The organism is Nocardia sp. NPDC004654 (assembly GCF_040609595.1).
Taxonomy (GTDB): domain Bacteria; phylum Actinomycetota; class Actinomycetes; order Mycobacteriales; family Mycobacteriaceae; genus Nocardia.
This window is the reverse complement of sequence record NZ_JBEXKI010000008.1, coordinates 422,115-438,803: the sequence shown is the minus strand read 5'-3', so window position 1 is coordinate 438,803 and position 16,689 is coordinate 422,115. Positions and strand designations below refer to the sequence as shown.

The following is a 16,689-nucleotide window of genomic DNA, read 5'->3' as shown; positions in this document are numbered from 1 at the left end:
AGGACTCGAGCGGTGCGACGGAAATCCGTGCGGGAGGCACCAATGGATTACATCGGACGCCGACTGTTGCGCGACTGGGAAATGTCGACCCGATCCGGGCTATGGGCTGGGGCGCAGTAGCGCGCCACTGAGGACTGCGCGGATGTGGTCCGGGTCGGCTTCGTGGTCGTCGAGGAGGATGGCTGTACACAGTCCGTCGCACAGTGCGACGAAGGCTTCAATGGTGTCGGGATCGGTGGTTCGTGTCCGGGCGAGTTCCGCGACACTGTCACGCCAGCGTCGCGCTGCGGGGCGTAGGGCGGGTCGGCGAGCCGCCAGGGTTGCGAGTTCACGTTCGGCGAGTGCGCGCTCCCGCCCGGGGCCCGCGGATTCGGCGATGATCCTGGCGAGCCCGTCCAGCGGGTCGTCCGCGGTGTCGACGAGTTGGCGGATGCGGTGCGTGTAGGCGTCTGTGACGCTGGTCAGGGCTGCCACCAGCAGGTCGTCCAGGGTGGCGAAGTAGTAGAGGGTCAGGCTGGTGGTGATGCCTGCCTCTTTGGCGACGGTTCGGTGGGTCACGCCGGCGGCGCCGTCGCGGTGAACGATCGTGAGTGTTGCCTCGATGATCTGGGCTCGGCGACGTTGGCCGCGCAGTTTGCGGCCATCGCCAGTGTCGTGTTCAACCACCGTGGTCCTCTCGCCGATCTTCGCCGCTGCCGGGAGTCGAGGCTATCGGCTCCGCCTCGGCGGTGGCGGCGCCGATCGGGCGGATGTGGCGCAGCGTCCGGAAGCAAGCGATCGATGCGCCGGCGATGGCGAGACCCGCGGCGATCGCGGCGGTGTTGAGTCCGGCGGTGAACGCGTCCTGCGCTTGGTGGAGAGCCGCTATGGGCAGCTGGTCCGTCACGGAGACCGCGCCGGAGAGGGTGTCGCTGTACGACTCGGCCACGGATCGGGGTAGCCCCGATGGGACCTCGACCGCGGTCCGGTAGATCGCCGTCGTGAGGCTTCCCAGCAGCGCCACCCCGGCCGCGATTCCCAACTCTTGCACGGTCTCCGACAGCGCCGCGGCCGACCCGGATCTCTCTGACGGCGCCGCACTCACGACGATGTCGGTGCCGAGTGCGGCGATGACACCCAGGCCGAGATAGAGGAACGCGAAGCCAGCGACCACATCCGGCTTGCTGTCGGTGTCGGCGAAGGCGAGCAAGGCGTATCCGATCAGTGACAAGGCCAAGGTGCCGGCCATTACCGTGCCCGGCGGAATGCGACCGGCGATCAAAGGGGCACCGATCCCGCCGATCAGCATGGCCAGCGCCGGTGGTCCCATCCACAGCCCGGCCGCCAGTGGCGAGAGGCCCTCGACGAGCTGCAGGTACTGCGTGACCAGATACATCATCCCGCCGAAGCCGACAAGGCCGATCAGCAAGACTGCCGAGGCGGCGGAAAAGGCCCGGCTGTTGAAAAGCCTGATGTCCAGCAGCGGCTCTCGCAAGCGCAGTTGGCGATGGATGAAGGCGACCGTCGAACCGCCACCGAGCAGGACGGCTGCCAAGGCCTGGGCATCGATGCCGTGTGTGGCCACGTGCTTGATCGCGTAGACGATCGGAAGCATCGCCGCCAGCGACAGAGCGACGCTCCGCAGGTCGAGCCGTGAAGCATCGCTCCGATACTCCGGCAGTAACGCCGGTGCCACGACCAGCACTGCGACGCTGATCGGTACCGCGATCAAAAACGCTGCGCCCCACCAGAAATGAGCAACGAGGATCCCGCCGACAACCGGTCCCGCGGCCATGCCGAGGGCGAACATCGTGGCCCACACGCCGATCGCCAAAGCTCGCTGCCTGGCATCGGTGAACATGTTGCTGACCAGGGACAGGGTGGATGGCATCAGCGTCGCCCCGGCCACGCCGAGCAGTGCCCGCGCCACGATCAGCCAGAAGGCGCTGGGGGCGAATGCCGCGAACACCGACACCGCGCCGAACGCGGTCATGCCGATCATCAGCAGGCGCCGGCGCCCGATCCGGTCGCCCAGCGTGCCCATCGTGATCAGGAACCCGGCGATGAGGAATCCGTAGGCGTCCATGATCCACAGCGTCTCTGTCGCGGTGGGATGCAGGTCCGCGGTCAGGCTCGGGACGACGAGGTAGAGCGCCGTGACATCGAGTCCCAACAGCACGGTCGGCAACGCCAACACCGCTAGGCCGGCCCACTGCCGCCCGCCGGCACGTGACGACGGTTCTGTGTCCATCTCACCCTCAGATCTAATTGAACGTACGTACTATTTGTACCATCGTTCAACATTGGATGCGAAAGAGTCCCGGCGGTGACATAGGAACGCGCCCGGCAGCGGTGGGTGATCGGCTGGAGAACCCGGCCGATCACCCACGTCGGCGTGGAGATGGGGATATCACGGGTGTGCGCGTCGAAGTGGGTCGACCGGGACGTCGTAGGTCGGGATCAGGACATGCGTTCGAAGACCGCGGCGAGGCCTTGACCGCCGCCGATGCACATCGTCTCCAGGCCGTATCGTGCTTCGCGGCGGTCCATTTCGCGCAGGAGGGTGGCGAGGATGCGGGCGCCGGTGGCGCCGACGGGGTGGCCGAGGGAGATGCCGGAGCCGTTTGGGTTGAGGCGCGGGTCGGTGGGGTCGAGGTTCCAGTGGTGGAGGACGGCGAGGACTTGGGCCGCGAAGGCCTCGTTCAGTTCGATGACGTCCATGTCGGCGAGAGTGAGTTCCGCGCGGGCGAGGGCGCGCTCGGTTGCCGGAACCGGGCCTATTCCCATGGTGCGCGGGGCTACGCCCGCCGCGGCCCAGGAGAGCAGGCGGGCGATTGGGCGCAGGCCGAGTCTGCGGGCCTGCTCCGGGGTGGTGACCAGGCAGAGGGCCGCGCCGTCGTTCTGGCCGCTGGAATTGCCTGCGGTGACCGTTGATTCGGGATCGATCGAGGAACGGATCGGCCGCAGTGCGGACAGCGCCTCGACGGTGGTGTCGGCGCGCGGGTGCTCGTCGGCGTCGACAAGGACGGGTGCCGAGCGGCGTTGCGGAACAGAGACTCCGACGATCTCGTCCGCGAATCGTCCCGCGCGCTGGGCGGCCACGGCGCGCTGGTGGGAAAGTACGGCCAGTGCGTCCTGATCCGCTCGGCTGATCGCGTACTCGGCGCGCAGGTTCTCCGCGGTTTCGATCATTCCGCCCGGCACGGGGAAGTCGCGGCCGCCCGCGGTGACCCGGGCCCTGGCGAGGCGGTCGGCCAGCGCGACACCGTCGCCCTTGACGCCCCACCGCATTCCGGTCGCGTAGAACTCGGTCTGGCTCATGGATTCGACGCCGCCCGCGAGCACGAGATCGCTGCCGCCGGTGGCGACTTGCAGGCACGCCTGGATGATCGCCTGGAGTCCGGAGCCGCAGCGCCGGTCGACCTGCATGCCGGGGACGTCGATCCCGAGGCCCGCGTCGAGGGCGGCGATTCGTCCGATGGCGGGGGCTTCGCCGTTGGGCGAGGCCTGGCCGAGGATCACGTCGTCGATCGAGGCGCCGTCGATGCCGGTGCGGCGCACCAGTTCTTCGATCACGGTGGTGGCGAGTTGTTGCGGCGAAACGTCTTTGAGCACGCCGCCGAAGCGGCCGACGGGTGTGCGCAACGGTTCGCAGATGACTGCGTCGGGCATTCGTTGTCCTTGAAGAGGGGCGGTCACATCGCGTCGATGCCGGTGAGGGCGCGGCCGATGATGAGTTTCTGCAATTGGCTGGTGCCCTCGTAGAGGGTGAGGACTCGCGCGTCGCGCAGGTATTTGCCCATGGGGTACTCGTCGATGAAGCCGTAACCGCCGAAGACCTGTAAGCAGTTGTTGCTGACCCGCACGGCGGTCTCGCTGGCCGCGAGTTTGGCCATGGACGAGGCGAGCTGGATCTCGTCGCGCGAGGCTCCGGCGTCGACGAGGGCGGCGGCCTTCCAGGTGAGCAGGCGGGCGGATTCGACGTCGAGCGCGGAGTCGGCGAGCAGCTCCTGGACGAGCTGTTTGGTGGCGATCGGCTTGCCGAACTGGGTGCGTTCGGTCGAGTAGCGCACCGCGGCGTCCAAAGCTGCCTGCCCGACGCCGACGCTGCCCGCGGCCACGGAGATCCGGCCCTTGGCCAAGGCGCCCAGGGCGATCCCGAGACCCTTGCCCACCGCACCCAACCGCGCCGAGTCCGGCACCCGGACATCCTGAAGCGATAGCGCGGCGGTCGCCTGTCCGCGCAGGCCGAGCTTGCCGTGGATGGTCGTCGCCGTGAAACCCGGTGTGTCCGTGGGCACGAGGAAGGCGGTGATGCCTTTGCCGCCGTCGGCGGAGGTGCGGGCGAACACCAGGGCGACCTTGGCCCAGGTGCCGTTGGTGATGAACATCTTCTCGCCGGAGATCACCCAGTCGTCCCCGTCGCGAACCGCCTTGGTGCGCAGGGAGGCCGCGTCGGAACCGCTGTCGGGTTCGGTGAGGGCGAAGCAGCCGAGCGCGCGTCCGGAGGTCAGCTCCGGGAGCCACCTGTGCTTCTGCTCGTCAGTGCCATGTGCCGCAATAGATTTGGTGACGAGTCCGAGCGACACCGAGACGATGCCCCGCACGGCGGAATCGCCGCGCCCGAGTTCCTCGCAGACCAGGACGTAGGAGAGCATGTCGACCTCGGTGCCGCCGAACTCCTCGGCGATGCCGAGCCCGAGGAAACCGAGTTCGCCGAGTCGGTCGACGATGGCCAGGTCGACGGTCTCGGCACGGTCCCAGTCGCGCGCATGCGGGGTGATCTCGGTGTCGACGAAATCGGCGGCCAGCGCGCGGATCTCGCGGTGGGTGTCATCGAGAACGAACATCGGTTCCTCGGTTCGTGAGCAGGTCTTCGGGACGGGTGCCCTTGGTGTGCAGGGGGATTCGCTGCTCGGAGCGGCTGCGCAACCAGGAACTCACCCGGTAGCGGGGATCGCGGGTGTAGGCGTACAAGCCGTCGAGTATCGCGGTGACCCGCTCGGTGCCGACGGATTCGCCGAGTTCCAGCGGTCCCAGCGGGTAGCCGAGGCCCAAGCGAGCGCCGCGATCGATGTCCTCCGGTGTGCCGATGCCGTGTTCGGCGAGGGCGCAGGAGAGGTTCACGATCGCGCCCAGGATGCGTTGCGCGACAGGGGCGGTGCCGTCGGCGGTCGGAGTCGGTGTGTAACCGGCGGCGGCCAGCACGTGCAACGCGGGCGCCGTGGCGAGCGGGTCGGCGGCGGTGGGCACCACGACGGTGAGGCGGCTGCGGTCGAGGCCCAGCGGATCGATGCCGAGGGTCCGGGCGGGGTCGAGGCCGTAGCGTGCGGCGAGGCGGTAGGTCGGTTCGCCGATCGGCAGGACGAGCGAAACCGCTTCGGCACTGGGCGATTCGAGCACCGTCGCACCGGCTCGGTGCAGCGCCGCGGCGAAATCGGGGTGGTTGTGAACGTGGACCGGGGTGGCATCGGCATCCGGCGTGATGTCCGGTTCGGCGGGCAGCAGCGGTGCGCCGTCCTGGTAGCGATAGAACCCTTCGCCCGTCTTGCGGCCGAGCAGACCGCCGGCGACACGGGCGGCCGCGATCGGGGAGGGGCGCAGCCGCGGGTCACCGTAGAAGCCCGCGGAGACGGTTTCCATGACGGGGTGGCTGACGTCCAATCCGGTCAGGTCCATCAGCTCGAACGGGCCCATCCGCAGGCCGAGTGTGTCGCGGACGATGCGGTCGATATCGGCGGGGGAGGCGATCTGTTCGGACAGGATGGCCAGCGCCTCGCTGGGCAGGGCGCGCCCCAGGTGGTTGACGAGGAAGCCGGGGGTGTCCCGGGCAAGGATCGGGGTGTGCCCGATTCGGTCGACGAAAGCCGTTGCGGTATCAGTGAGTTCGGGCGCGGTCCGCAGGCCGGGCACGATCTCCACCAGGGACATCAGCGGCACCGGATTGAAGAAGTGCAGCCCGATCAACCGGGTCGGGTCGTGCAGCGCCGACGCGATCGCGGTGATGGACAGCGAACTGGTGTTGGATGCGAGCACGGCGTTCGGTGTCGCGGTCTCCAGCTCGGCGAAGATCGCCTGCTTGACCGGAAGCTTCTCGACGACGGCCTCGATCACGAGATCGATGTCGTCGGCGGGTGCGGTCGGGGCGGCGCCCGCGGTGAGCCGCGCCAGGATGGCCGCGGCCTCGTCGGCGTCGCGCTTGCCCTTGTCGACGGACCGCTGGATCATCGTCGCGACGAACTCGAGCGCGGACGGAACAGCGGCCGCGTCGGCGTCGGTCAGCTCGACCCGGTATCCGGCGGTCGCGGCGACCTGGGCGATGCCGCGGCCCATCGCCCCCGCGCCGACGATGCGGATGCGTTCGATCGGTTCCATCAGTGTCCTTCGTAGGTCGGCGTGCGCTTGGCCAGGAAGGCGGCGATGCCCTCGGCATGATCGGCGGTATCGAACAACATCTGAAAGGTCGTGCGCTCCAAGGCGATCGCGGTGCTCAACGGAGCGTTCTCGGCGTGCCGCGCGATGCTGCGAATCGCGCGGACGTTCAGCGGCGGCTGACGCAGGATGGTCGCCGCGATCTCGACGGCCGCGTCCAGCGCGGTGCCGTCGGGCACGATGTCGGCGACGATCCCGATCTGCTGGGCGGTGGCGGCATCGATCGGTTCGCCGGTCAGCACCATGCGTAGCGCGCGAGCCCGCCCGGCCCGCTGGACGAGGCGGCTCAATCCGCCCGCGCCGGGAATGAGCCCGACCCGGATCTCCGGCTGCCCGAACCGCGCCGAGGCGCCGGCGACCACGAGATCGCACGCCATGGCGAGTTCGCATCCGCCGCCGAACGCATAGCCTTCGACCGCGGCGATCACCGGTGTGCCGAGTTCGTCGAGCACGGAAAAGACCTTGCCGGTCTCCTGAGCGAACAGATCGGTGGGCCGATACGTGCTCATCTCCTTCAGATCCGTGCCCGCGACGAAGACGCCCGCGTCGCCGGTGAGGACGACGACGCGGACCGCGGGGTCGGCATCGGCAGCTGAAAGCTCCTCGGCGAGCGAAGTTTTCGTGAAGGAGTTCAGCGCATTGCGGGCCTGCGGCCGGGAGATGCGCAGCACACGGATGCCCGCGTGTTCGCCGGACAGATCGGAACGGAGAACGGAAGGTTCGGTCATCGGAGATACACCCTGGTCGGATCGATGGTGGTGCGCAGCAGGTCGAGCTCCGCCGCGGTCGGGGGTTCGGTGACGGTGACGTTCTCGGCCACCCGGAGCCGCCAGCCGGTGGTGGCCACGACCTGTTCGACGGAGACGCCGGGATGCGTTGCGGTGAGGCACAATTCGCCATCGGCGTCCGCCGTGAGCACCCCGAGGGGCGTGATCACGGTGGTCACGCCGCGCCCGCGGGTGCGCACCCGCGGCTCGGCCCGGCGCGCCACCGACGGCGCCGGGCTGGTGGTGAAATCGAGCCGATCGACGAACGAGCGCGGATCGTGTCGACGCAGGACCACGAAGATTTCGTCCGCGTTCGCCATCACCTCGGTGGCTCCGCCCGCGCCGGGCAACCGGGCGGCCGGAGTGGCGTAGTCGCCGATCACGGTGCTGTTGAGGCTGCCGAAGCGGTCGATCTGCGCCGCGCCGAGGAACCCGACGTCGAGGTAGCCGCCCTGGAGGACGTACCCGAAGAGCGCGTGCATCCCGAGAATCGCCTCGGCTCCGGTGGCCAGCGGGGCGTCGCCGATGGTCTCGGGTAGGCGCGGGGGATGCGCGCCACAGACGCCGGACTCGTAGACCTGCTCGAGGTCGGGTGAGGTGGTCGCCCGCGCGAGCGTCACGGCGAGAGTCGGCAGGCCGATTCCGGCGAAGACCCGGCGTTTGCCGCGCAGATGGCGGGCGCTGAGGACGGTGAGCAGTTCACTCGTGGTGTGGGCGCGTGTCCTCTGCGGTGCGTCGGTCATCGTGCGCATCCGTAGTCGACGGGGTGCGACAGCGCGGGCTCCGGTATCAGGCGATCGAAATAGCCAGGGCCGAGCTTGTCCAGGTAGGCGGCGTGATCGGGCAAGTCGTAGATCCATTCGCGCAACCACCGGTCCAGCGCGGCGGGATCCTTGCCGATCTCGGGCCACGACCGGTAGAAGTCGTTGTCGCGGTCGTAGTAGCCCTGCACGTACGAAGGGTGCGCGCCGCGCGGACACTCGACGACCGCGTCGACCGCGAATCCAGGGATCACGGTGCGGTTCGGGTCGGCGCGGATCACCTCGTCGTCGACGATCTCCTCGACCACCACGATGGTGCGCTCCGACGCGAACGCCACCTCTTGCATCGGCCCGAGAATGCCCCACGCCTGCACATTGCCCGCGCGGTCCGCGCGCTGCGCGTGCAGGATCGCCACATCCGGTCGAATCGGCGGAACCACGTAGATCTCCTCGACGCCGCCATCCGGGGCGGGATACGGCGACGTCACCTTGGCGATGCGCGGATTGTGCGCGGGCAGATCGCCGCCCGCGTACGAACGCAGCGGGTAGAAGGGCAGATCGGCGGCCCCGGCGAGATAACGGGCGAGCAGGCCGTAGTGGCTGTATTCCTCGATCTCCAGTCCACGCGGTTCCCGGCGCTCCACGGCCCTGCGGATGGCGTGCAGCGAGCCGACCGAGCTGTTGCCGGTGAACGAGAAGATCATCTTGCGTGCCACGCCCGCCGCGACCAGCTGGTCGAAGACGATGTCGGGCGTCATCCTGACCAGCGTCAGCTCGCGCCTGCGCTGGCGGATCAGCTCGTGCCCCGCGGCGACCGGGATCGCATGGGTGAATCCCTCCAGTGCCACGGTGGCGCCGTCCTCGACGAACGCGGCGACGGCCTCGCGCATCGTCAGCTGTTTGGACCGGGGCATCGGGCTCCTTCGTTCGGATCGATCCTCACGGTGCCTTGTCGAACCGATATAGTCCAATACTCAATTCGCAATTCAGTGATACCGATTCTTACCTAATGGGGTCGTCGTGGAGTTCCGTCATCTCGCCGGGTTCGTCGCGGTCGCCGAGGAGTTGCACTTCGGCCGCGCCGCCGAGCGTCTGCACATGGCTCAGCCGCCGCTGAGCCAGCAGATCCGCGCGCTGGAGAAGGAGCTCGGGGTCGCGCTGTTCGAACGCAACACCCGGTCGGTGCGGCTGACCGCCGCGGGCGAGGTGCTGCTGCCGCACGCGCGCAAGGTCCTCGACGACATCGAGGTGGCCCGGCGCGCGGCGGTCGCGTCCGGGCGCGGCGAGGTCGGCCGGGTCTCGATCGGCTTCGCGGGCGCCAGCAGCCACGAGGCGCTGCCGACGCTGACCAGGGCAGTCCGCGCCGCGCACCCCGGTATCGAGGTGCGCCTGCGCGGACAGACCTACGCGGGCGCCGCGCTCAACCTGGTCGCCGCCCGCGAGCTGGATCTGGGCTTCGTCCGGCTGCCGGTGCGGCGCGAGGGCGTCGCGGTGCGGGTCATCCAATACGAGCGACTGGTCGCCGCGCTGCCCGCGGAGCACCCGCTCGCCGACGCCGTCGATATCGATGTGGCCGACCTCGCCGACGACGCCTTCGTCACCTTTCCCGGCACGCAGGGCTCGAGCGTGCGCGACCACCTGGTGCGCACGGCGCTCGACGCCGGGTTCACCCCCCGCATCGTGCAGGAGGCGCCGGACTCCTACACCATCCTCGACCTGGTCGCCGCCGGGGTCGGCGTGACGCTGACGCTCTCCTCGGTGCAGCACATCCACCGGACCGGCATGGTCTACAAGGAGTTGCGCGGCGACGTCCCCGCGCTCGCGTCCGCACTGGCCTGGCGGGCGGACAACGCCTCGCGTGCGCTGGCCGCCGTGCTCGAGGTGGCCGAGGAGGTGCTGCCCACTCCGCCTGAGCCGACGGCGGGCGCACGCTGAAATCCCTTACAGGCCCATGTCCTTGGCGATGATCATGCGCATCACCTCGCTGGTGCCGCCGTAGATCCGGTTGACGCGGTTGTCCGCGTAGAGCCGGGCGATCGGGTACTCGGTGATGTAGCCGTAGCCGCCGTGCAGTTGCAGGCAGCGGTCGATCACACGGGAGGCGGTCTCGGTGCAGAACAGCTTGGCCGAGGCGGCGTCGGCCGCGGTCAGCTCGCCGCGGTCGTGCGCGGCGAGGGCGCGATCCACCACGGCTTCGGCCGCGTCCACCTCGGCGCGGCAGGCCGCAAGCTCGAATTTGGTGTTCTGGAAGCTGGCCACCGGCTTGGCGAAAACCAGCCGGTCCCTGGTGTATTGGTGCGCGAAGCGGATGGCCGCCTTGGCCTGGGCATAGGCGCCGACGGCGATGCTGAGCCGCTCCTGCGGCAGGTTCTGGCCGAGATAGGAGAAGCCGCGGTGTTCCTCGCCGAGCAGATCCTCGACCGGAACCCGGACGTCGGTGAAGGTGAGTTCGGCGGTGTCGGAGACCTTGAGGCCCAGCTTGTCCAGCTTGCGGCCGACGGAGTAGCCGGGCGAGCGGGTGTCGACCACGAGCAGGGACAGGCCGTGGCGGCGGTCCTCCGCCGTCGAGGGCGCGGTGCGCGCGCACACGATGACGCGGTCCGCGTGCACGCCGCCGGTGATGAAGGTCTTGGCGCCGTTGAGCACGTAGTGCGTGCCGTCCTCGGACAGGGTCGCGGTGGTGCGGATGCCCGCGAGGTCCGAGCCGGTGCCGGGTTCGGTCATGGCGATGGCGAACATGATGTCGCCGCTGACGAAGCCGGGCAGCCAGCGCTGTTTCTGCTCCTCGGTGGCCAGCGCCTTGAGGTACGGAAGGCACAGCGACACATGGACACTGGAGCCGCCGAAGGACACCGCGGCCCGCGCGATCTCCTCGGTGAGCACGGCCTGGAAGGAGAACGACTCGATACCGGCGCCGCCGTACTCGGTCGGAACCTCGATGCCGAACACGCCGAGTTCGCCTAGCTTGCGGTAGAAGTCGCGGGGCACGATGCCGTCGGCGTACCACTTGTCGTACTCCGGGACGACCTCGGATTCGATGAACGACCGGACGGTCTCCCGGAACGCCTCGTGGTCGGCCTCGAAAACTGTTCTGCGCACGCTGATTTCCTTCCTCGTCGTCGGCGGCGTCGCACCGCCGCGCAGGCCTGTCCGGCGGTGTGCCGGACAGGCCTGCGGGATCTTTTCTCGGGGTGTTACTTAGGGGGAGCCGGAACCGAAGGGTCCTTGCAGTAGGGCAGTTCCGCCGGGCAGGGGGTCAGGATGGTGGAGAAGTACTGGAACGCGGAGAACAGCGCGATCGGACCGCCCACCGTGATCAGCCCGACCATGGCGCCCACCGCGCCCAGTGTCGCCGCGCCGAGCACGCACCCGGCGATGGTCGCGCCGACCCAGGGGAGCAGCAGCGCGATCACCGGGCTGGCGACCGTCGCACCCGCCGCGCCACCCAGCAGACAGCCGACGCCGCCGCCGAGCACCGCGCCGACCACGGCACTCACCGCGGCGCTGATGGTCATCCGCTGGGCGAACACGCCGAGTGCGGATTGGTCACGCGGGGTGAAGGATTCGGCGACCTGCTTGGCCGCCTGCTCCTGGCTGATGACCTCGTTCGCCGACACGGCCGCCACCGGCGTTCCGCCTTCACGCGACGGCGTCAGGATCGCGCGGTCACCCTCGACCCGCGCCGCGATCGGATACGACATGGCATCCATGCGGTAGGTGAGTGGCACGGCCGCGACCGGCGTGTCGTGCACGTCGGTGACCACCAGCTGGTCCGCGACGACGCGCAACTTGCCGTCGCCGATGGCTACCACGGCCGAATCACCCTGACGGGTGACCTCGTAGCGCACCGCACCCTGTTCCTCGGCGGGCTGGGCGTTGGTGACGCCCGCGCCGCAGACGCCGACGGCAACGGCCGCCATAGCTGCGGTCACGACGCTGTTTCGCAGTTTCATTGTTGATCCTCATCGATCGGTTTTTCTTCGTGCTTGCCGACGACGCCGGAATGCGCCGCGGCACGTGGTGGGGAGTGGCTACTTGCCGGTGTCGATGACGTCGCCGGTCAGCACCCAGTGGTCACCCTCGAACCTCTGGATGCGCAGGGACTCCATCGGGAACGCGTCGCCTTCGCCGGTCTTCAACGTGATGCCGGGCAGCAGCAGGTCGATGCCGACATTGTCGAGCGAGCGCATGGCGTCGCGAAGTCCTTCGCGGGTGGGGCATTTCGCGGCTTCCATGGTCTTGTGGAAGCTCTCCGCGGCAGCCCAGCCGACCACCGTGTACTGGTTGGTCGGGTCGGCGCCGGGCGCGTACTCGGCCAGCTTCTCCTGGTAGTGGCGCATGGCGGCGTCGGACGACCACTGCGGGTCGGACGGGTCCTTGGTGAACGCCGCAGACACCACGCCCTGGGCGTTCTCCAGGCCGACCGGCTTCAGCGTGCTGATGGTGTTGGCCACCTGGGTCAGGATGTGCAGCGGGTTCCAGTCGGTGTTGCGCCGCTCGGCGGCCAGCGCCTGGGAGGCGAACTTCGGTGTGGAGAAGTTCAGCAGCACATCGGCCTTCGAGTTCGCCAGGTTGCGCACCTGCGGTTCCACCGTCGGGTCGGTGACCTCGTAGCTCTGCTCGGCCACCACCCGGACGCCGCTGCCCGCGACGGCCTCGGTGAAGCTGGACAGCAGATCCTTGCCGAAATCGTCGTTCTGGTAGATCACGGCCACGGTCGCATCGGCTTTGTGCTGACGGACGTACTGCGCGAAGGCGCGGCCCTCGGCGCGGTAGCTGGGCTGCCAGCCGATGGTCCACGGATGTCCCTCGTCCGCACCCCATTTCGTCGCACCGCCCGCGACGAACACCTGCGGCACCTTGCGCTGGTTGAGGTAGTCCCACACCGCCGAGGACGTCGGGGTGCCCAGGGTCTGGAAGACGGCGAACACCTGATCCTGCTCCACCAGACGGCGGGTCTCCTCGACGGTCTTCGGCGGCTGGTAGCCGTCGTCGCGCACCAGGTACTCGACGGCGCGGCCGCCGATTCCGCCGTGCTCGGCGTTGAGGTAGTCGAAGTAGGCGCGAACGCCCTTCGGCAGCTCGCCGTAAGCGGAGGCGGGACCCGACAGCGGGTAGACCCCGCCCAGCTTGATGCTGCTGTCGGTGATTCCCGTGGTCTGCTGACCACGGCATTCGCCCTGTCCGACGGTGCTGCCCGTGTCGTCGCGGCCGCCACAGGCGGAGACCGCGAGCAGGACGGCGGCCGCGACGCCGGCGGCGCGGATTGCCTTAGTGCGCATTGTTCTTCCCTTTCCGAACGAGATGTTCGAGCCAGCGCGCCGTGCGGCCGAGGAGTCCGGCCAGTCCGTTGGGCGCGAGGTACATGACCGCGATGATCAGCAGTCCGAAGATCACTCCCGGCGCCGCCTGGTTGAGGTCCTGGGCGAAGCTCGGGACGTACATCACGAACAGCCCGCCCAGCAGCGGTCCCCAGTGCCCGCCGAGCCCGCCGACGACCAATCCGGCCAGCAGCGTGATCGACAATCCGACGGCGAAGGAGTCCGGCGAGACGAAGCCGATCACCCAGGTGTAGACGCAGCCCGCCGCACCGGCGAGCATGGCGCCGCAGGCGAAGGCGAGCGTCTTGTAGAAGGCCAGGCGCACGCCCATCACCTCGGCCGCGATCTCGTTGTCGCGGATCGCGTGCAGCGCCCGGCCGACCCGGGAGCGCAGCAGCCCCGCGACCAGGACGAAGCTCACGACGGTGACGAGCAGCGCCAGGAAGTACAGCCACTGGTCCTCGGCCAACCCGGTCCACACCGGCGGCGCGGGCTTGGTCAGCGTCAGCCCCATGGAGCCGCCGGTGACCGACTCGAACCGCTTGAGCAGCGGCACCAGGAAGATCGCGATGGCCAAGGTGACCAGTGCCAGGTACAGCCCCCGCAACCTCAGAGCCGGAATGCCGAGGGCGAATCCGAGCGCGAAGGCCACCGCCGCGGCGACCGGAAGGGTCGCGAAATACGGTGTGTCCCAGCGATCCATCAGCACCGCGCTGGTGTACGCGCCGACCGCGAAGAACGCGCCGTGCCCGAGCGAGATCTGGCCGGTGTGGCCGACGAGCACGTTCAAGCCGAGCAGCGCGACCGCGTAGATCATCGCCAGCGCCAGCTGGAAGGTGCGGAACGGCACCAGCTGGAACGGTGCGAGACAGGCGATCAGCAGCAGCGCGCCGATCCCGAGCCATGTCCAGTCCGGCATCCGCAGCCGTCGTGTTTCCGCGCGGGGAGCGACGGTTTCGGTTGGCGCCGACGATGTTTCCGCCGCGACGGCGGTGTTTCGAGTTCCCATGTCGCTCATACCCGTTCCACCACCGCGCGACCGAACAGACCCTGCGGCCGCAGCAGCAGGACGCCGAGAATGATCACCAGGGGCACGCCGATCTTGAGTTCGGTGCCGATGACGTCCAGGTAAGCGCCGGTGAGGGTTTCGGCCACCCCGACGATCAGTCCGCCCGCCACCGCGCCGCCGGGGCTGTCGAAGCCGCCGAGCGTCGCCGCCGCGAAGGCGTAGATCAGGACGCCGCCCATCATGTTCGGCTCGAGGAACAGCAGCGGCGCCGACAGCACGCCGGAGACCGCGCCGACCAGCGCCGCGAGGCCCCAGCCGAGCGCGAGCACGGTGCCCACCCGGATGCCGACCAAGCGCGCCGACTGCGGGTTGCAGGCCACGGCCCGCATCGCCAGGCCGATCTTGGTGTAGCGGAACAGCAGGTACAGCAAGCCCATCACCGCGGCGACCACGCCGAGCACCCCGAGGCTGCTGTACCCGGCGGTGACGCCACCGGCTCGGAAAGCCCCCTCCGGGAACGGATTCGGGAACGACTTCACCTGGTAGGACCAGATCCAGCCCGCGGCGGCGTTGATGAAGAAGAACAGGCCGACGGTGACGATCACCAGCGTCAGTTCCGGTGCGCCCTCGACGGGCCGGATGATCACCCGTTCGATCAGCATGCCGCCGACGAAGGACACCGCGAGCGTGGCCGGTAGCGCCACCCAGAACGGCAGGCCGCTCTGCACGCACTGCCAGGCGAGGAAGGCCGAGAACATGGCCAGCTCGCCCTGGGCGAAGTTGACGATGCCGGTGAATCGGTAGATGAGCACGAGCGCCAGCGCCAAACCGGCGTAAATCGCTCCGGCCGTGAGGCCTTCGATGACCTGTTGCAGAAATCCGGCCATGGTCACACCCGGTATCCGAGATAGGACTCGGCGACCTGCTCGTCGGCCTTGATCTGGGCCGCGGTGCCGGACAAGACGATTCGGCCGGTCTCCAGGACATGTGCCCGGTGGGCGGTCCCGAGCGCCAGATGCGCGTTCTGCTCGACGACGATCACGGTGGTGCGCTCCTCTTCGTTGATGGTGTGCACGATTTGAAAGAGCTCCTGGGTGACCAGGGGCGAGAGGCCGAGTGACGGCTCGTCCAGCAGCAACAGCCGGGGCCGGGACATGAGCGCCCTGCCGATGGCCAGCATCTGCTGCTGGCCGCCGGAGAGTCCGCCCGCCGTCTCGCGCAGCTTGTCGCGCAGGATGGGGAAGAAGTCGAAGACCCGGCGCAGGTCGGCCTCGGTGCGGACCCGGTCGCGGTGCTGATAGGCGCCGAGGCGCAGGTTCTCCTCGACGGTCAGCGGCAGGAAGGTGCCGCGGCCCTCGGGCACGTGCGCCACACCGAGCCGGGCGATGGCTTCCGGTGTGCGGCCGGCGATCTCGGCGTCGTCGAGGCGCACGGTCCCGCGCACCCGGATCATGCCGCACAGTGCGCGCAACAAGGTCGTCTTGCCCGCGCCGTTCGGGCCGAGGACCGCGCAGACCTCGCCGCGGGCGACCGAGAAGCTCAGGCCGTGCAGCACTTTGGCCGCGCCGTAGCCCGCGCGCAGGTCGGTGACGGTGAGGAAGGGTTCGCCGGTCATGCCGCCGTCCCCAGGTAGGCCCGGATGACCGCCGGATCACGTTGCACCGCTTCGGGTTCGCCCTCGGCGATGACGCGCCCGAACTCGAGGCACACCACCCGGTCGCAGGTGCCCATGACGAATCCCATGTGGTGCTCGACGACGATCACCGTCAGGTCGAACTCGTCGCGCAGCGCGCGCAGACGCTCGGCGAACACGTCGACCTCGCCGTGGCTGAGCCCGTTGACCGGCTCGTCCAGCAGCAGCAGGCGCGGCCCGACGGCCAGCGCGCGGGCCAGCTCGATCCGCTTGAGCGTGCCGAACGGCAGGCCCGCGGCCGGGTGGTCGGCGACATCGGCGAGGTCGAGCCGCTCCAGCAGCGCGTCGACCTCGGCGCGCAGCCGCCGCTCCTCCGCGCGGACCCGCGGCAGGCGCAGGCTCGCGGAGACGAAACCGGCGGAGGCCCGGTGGTGGGCGCCGACGAGCACGTTGTCCCGGACGGACATGCGGGGGAACAACCCCAGGTTCTGGAAGGTGCGGGCGATACCGAGTCCGGCCAGCGCGTCGGGGCGGACCGTCAGCAGGTCCTCGCCCTGGTAGCGCATCGTGCCCTCGGTGGGCTGGTAGCGCCTGGTGAGGCAGTTGAACAGGGTGGTCTTGCCCGCCCCGTTCGGACCGATCAGACCGACCATCTCGCCCGGCGCGACGCCGAAGCCGACGTCGTGCAGGGCGGTGATGCCGCCGAAGCGAACGGTCAGGTGGGATATCTCGAGCATTCGTCCTCCGGCCCGCGTCCGAGACGTGGGTGAAATTCCGTGCGGGTCGG

At 69.2% G+C, this 16,689-nt stretch carries 16 protein-coding genes; 1 reads left to right on the top strand and 15 read right to left on the bottom strand.

Annotation, left to right across the window (positions count from 1 at the left end; genetic code table 11):
* Positions 1 to 99: 99 nt before the first annotated feature.
* The 8 genes from ABZV58_RS27405 to ABZV58_RS27370 form a co-directional block, all read right to left on the bottom strand.
* Positions 100 to 558, bottom strand: coding sequence for a TetR family transcriptional regulator (locus ABZV58_RS27405; protein ID WP_355003036.1), 459 nt, complete (start codon positions 556 to 558; stop codon positions 100 to 102).
* Positions 559 to 658: 100 nt separating this feature from the next.
* Positions 659 to 2,158 carry an MFS transporter gene (locus ABZV58_RS27400; RefSeq protein WP_355003096.1) on the bottom strand — a complete coding sequence of 500 codons (1,500 nt, stop codon included), beginning with the start codon at positions 2,156 to 2,158 and terminating at the stop codon, positions 659 to 661.
* 281 nt (positions 2,159 to 2,439) lie between these two features.
* Entirely contained in the window at positions 2,440 to 3,651 is a 1,212-nt protein-coding gene (locus ABZV58_RS27395; RefSeq protein WP_355003035.1) for an acetyl-CoA C-acetyltransferase, read from the bottom strand.
* A 23-nt stretch (positions 3,652 to 3,674) separates the two neighbouring features.
* Positions 3,675 to 4,829 (bottom strand): acyl-CoA dehydrogenase family protein, encoded by a 1,155-nt coding sequence (locus tag ABZV58_RS27390; protein ID WP_355003034.1) that lies wholly within the window; start codon positions 4,827 to 4,829, stop codon positions 3,675 to 3,677.
* Positions 4,813 to 6,354, bottom strand: a complete 1,542-nt coding sequence (locus ABZV58_RS27385) for a 3-hydroxyacyl-CoA dehydrogenase (protein ID WP_355003033.1) — start codon at positions 6,352 to 6,354, stop codon at positions 4,813 to 4,815. Before ABZV58_RS27385 ends, ABZV58_RS27390 begins: the two co-directional genes overlap by 17 nt.
* A complete protein-coding gene (locus ABZV58_RS27380; protein WP_355003032.1) occupies positions 6,354 to 7,139 on the bottom strand; it encodes an enoyl-CoA hydratase-related protein in 786 nt (261 codons plus the stop codon). Before ABZV58_RS27380 ends, ABZV58_RS27385 begins: the two co-directional genes overlap by 1 nt.
* Complete coding sequence (locus tag ABZV58_RS27375) at positions 7,136 to 7,921, bottom strand: CoA-transferase (RefSeq protein ID WP_355003031.1); 786 nt, start codon at positions 7,919 to 7,921, stop codon at positions 7,136 to 7,138. The genes ABZV58_RS27380 and ABZV58_RS27375 overlap by 4 nt, the downstream gene beginning before the upstream one ends.
* Positions 7,918 to 8,853: a CoA-transferase gene (locus ABZV58_RS27370; RefSeq protein ID WP_355003030.1), complete on the bottom strand. Its 936-nt coding sequence runs from the start codon at positions 8,851 to 8,853 to the stop codon at positions 7,918 to 7,920. Before ABZV58_RS27370 ends, ABZV58_RS27375 begins: the two co-directional genes overlap by 4 nt.
* Before the next feature lie 106 nt (positions 8,854 to 8,959).
* On the opposite strand from ABZV58_RS27370, the gene ABZV58_RS27365 reads away from it, so the two are divergent.
* On the top strand, positions 8,960 to 9,874 hold the full coding sequence (locus ABZV58_RS27365; RefSeq protein WP_355003029.1) for a LysR substrate-binding domain-containing protein: 915 nt from the start codon (positions 8,960 to 8,962) through the stop codon (positions 9,872 to 9,874).
* A gap of 6 nt (positions 9,875 to 9,880) precedes the next feature.
* Here the strand turns inward: ABZV58_RS27365 and ABZV58_RS27360 are convergent, their stop codons facing one another.
* The 7 genes from ABZV58_RS27360 to ABZV58_RS27330 all read right to left on the bottom strand — a co-directional run bounded on the left by ABZV58_RS27360 (position 9,881) and on the right by ABZV58_RS27330 (position 16,639).
* On the bottom strand, positions 9,881 to 11,038 hold the full coding sequence (locus tag ABZV58_RS27360; RefSeq protein WP_355003028.1) for an acyl-CoA dehydrogenase family protein: 1,158 nt from the start codon (positions 11,036 to 11,038) through the stop codon (positions 9,881 to 9,883).
* Positions 11,039 to 11,133: 95 nt separating this feature from the next.
* Positions 11,134 to 11,892, bottom strand: a complete 759-nt coding sequence (locus ABZV58_RS27355) for a hypothetical protein (protein ID WP_355003027.1) — start codon at positions 11,890 to 11,892, stop codon at positions 11,134 to 11,136.
* 78 nt (positions 11,893 to 11,970) lie between these two features.
* Positions 11,971 to 13,221, bottom strand: a complete 1,251-nt coding sequence (locus ABZV58_RS27350) for an ABC transporter substrate-binding protein (protein WP_355003026.1) — start codon at positions 13,219 to 13,221, stop codon at positions 11,971 to 11,973.
* On the bottom strand, positions 13,211 to 14,278 hold the full coding sequence (locus tag ABZV58_RS27345; protein WP_355003025.1) for a branched-chain amino acid ABC transporter permease: 1,068 nt from the start codon (positions 14,276 to 14,278) through the stop codon (positions 13,211 to 13,213). Before ABZV58_RS27345 ends, ABZV58_RS27350 begins: the two co-directional genes overlap by 11 nt.
* Entirely contained in the window at positions 14,275 to 15,156 is an 882-nt protein-coding gene (locus ABZV58_RS27340; RefSeq protein ID WP_355003024.1) for a branched-chain amino acid ABC transporter permease, read from the bottom strand. The genes ABZV58_RS27345 and ABZV58_RS27340 overlap by 4 nt, the downstream gene beginning before the upstream one ends.
* A gap of 2 nt (positions 15,157 to 15,158) precedes the next feature.
* On the bottom strand, positions 15,159 to 15,884 hold the full coding sequence (locus ABZV58_RS27335) for an ABC transporter ATP-binding protein (protein ID WP_355003023.1): 726 nt from the start codon (positions 15,882 to 15,884) through the stop codon (positions 15,159 to 15,161).
* Positions 15,881 to 16,639 carry an ABC transporter ATP-binding protein gene (locus ABZV58_RS27330; RefSeq protein WP_355003022.1) on the bottom strand — a complete coding sequence of 253 codons (759 nt, stop codon included), beginning with the start codon at positions 16,637 to 16,639 and terminating at the stop codon, positions 15,881 to 15,883. Before ABZV58_RS27330 ends, ABZV58_RS27335 begins: the two co-directional genes overlap by 4 nt.
* Positions 16,640 to 16,689: the final 50 nt, after the last annotated feature.

Excerpts from the sequence above, each read along its gene's own strand:
- ABZV58_RS27340 (WP_355003024.1), bottom strand. The coding sequence starts at position 15,156 with ATGGCCGGATTTCTGCAACAGGTCATCGAAGGCCTCACGGCCGGAGCG.
- ABZV58_RS27370 (WP_355003030.1), bottom strand. The coding sequence starts at position 8,853 with ATGCCCCGGTCCAAACAGCTGACGATGCGCGAGGCCGTCGCCGCGTTC.
- ABZV58_RS27335 (WP_355003023.1), bottom strand. The coding sequence starts at position 15,884 with ATGACCGGCGAACCCTTCCTCACCGTCACCGACCTGCGCGCGGGCTAC.
- ABZV58_RS27355 (WP_355003027.1), bottom strand. The coding sequence starts at position 11,892 with ATGAAACTGCGAAACAGCGTCGTGACCGCAGCTATGGCGGCCGTTGCC.
- ABZV58_RS27375 (WP_355003031.1), bottom strand. The coding sequence starts at position 7,921 with ATGACCGACGCACCGCAGAGGACACGCGCCCACACCACGAGTGAACTG.
- ABZV58_RS27395 (WP_355003035.1), bottom strand. The coding sequence starts at position 3,651 with ATGCCCGACGCAGTCATCTGCGAACCGTTGCGCACACCCGTCGGCCGC.
- ABZV58_RS27385 (WP_355003033.1), bottom strand. The coding sequence starts at position 6,354 with ATGGAACCGATCGAACGCATCCGCATCGTCGGCGCGGGGGCGATGGGC.
- ABZV58_RS27330 (WP_355003022.1), bottom strand. The coding sequence starts at position 16,639 with ATGCTCGAGATATCCCACCTGACCGTTCGCTTCGGCGGCATCACCGCC.
- ABZV58_RS27345 (WP_355003025.1), bottom strand. The coding sequence starts at position 14,278 with ATGAGCGACATGGGAACTCGAAACACCGCCGTCGCGGCGGAAACATCG.
- ABZV58_RS27350 (WP_355003026.1), bottom strand. The coding sequence starts at position 13,221 with ATGCGCACTAAGGCAATCCGCGCCGCCGGCGTCGCGGCCGCCGTCCTG.
- ABZV58_RS27390 (WP_355003034.1), bottom strand. The coding sequence starts at position 4,829 with ATGTTCGTTCTCGATGACACCCACCGCGAGATCCGCGCGCTGGCCGCC.
- ABZV58_RS27380 (WP_355003032.1), bottom strand. The coding sequence starts at position 7,139 with ATGACCGAACCTTCCGTTCTCCGTTCCGATCTGTCCGGCGAACACGCG.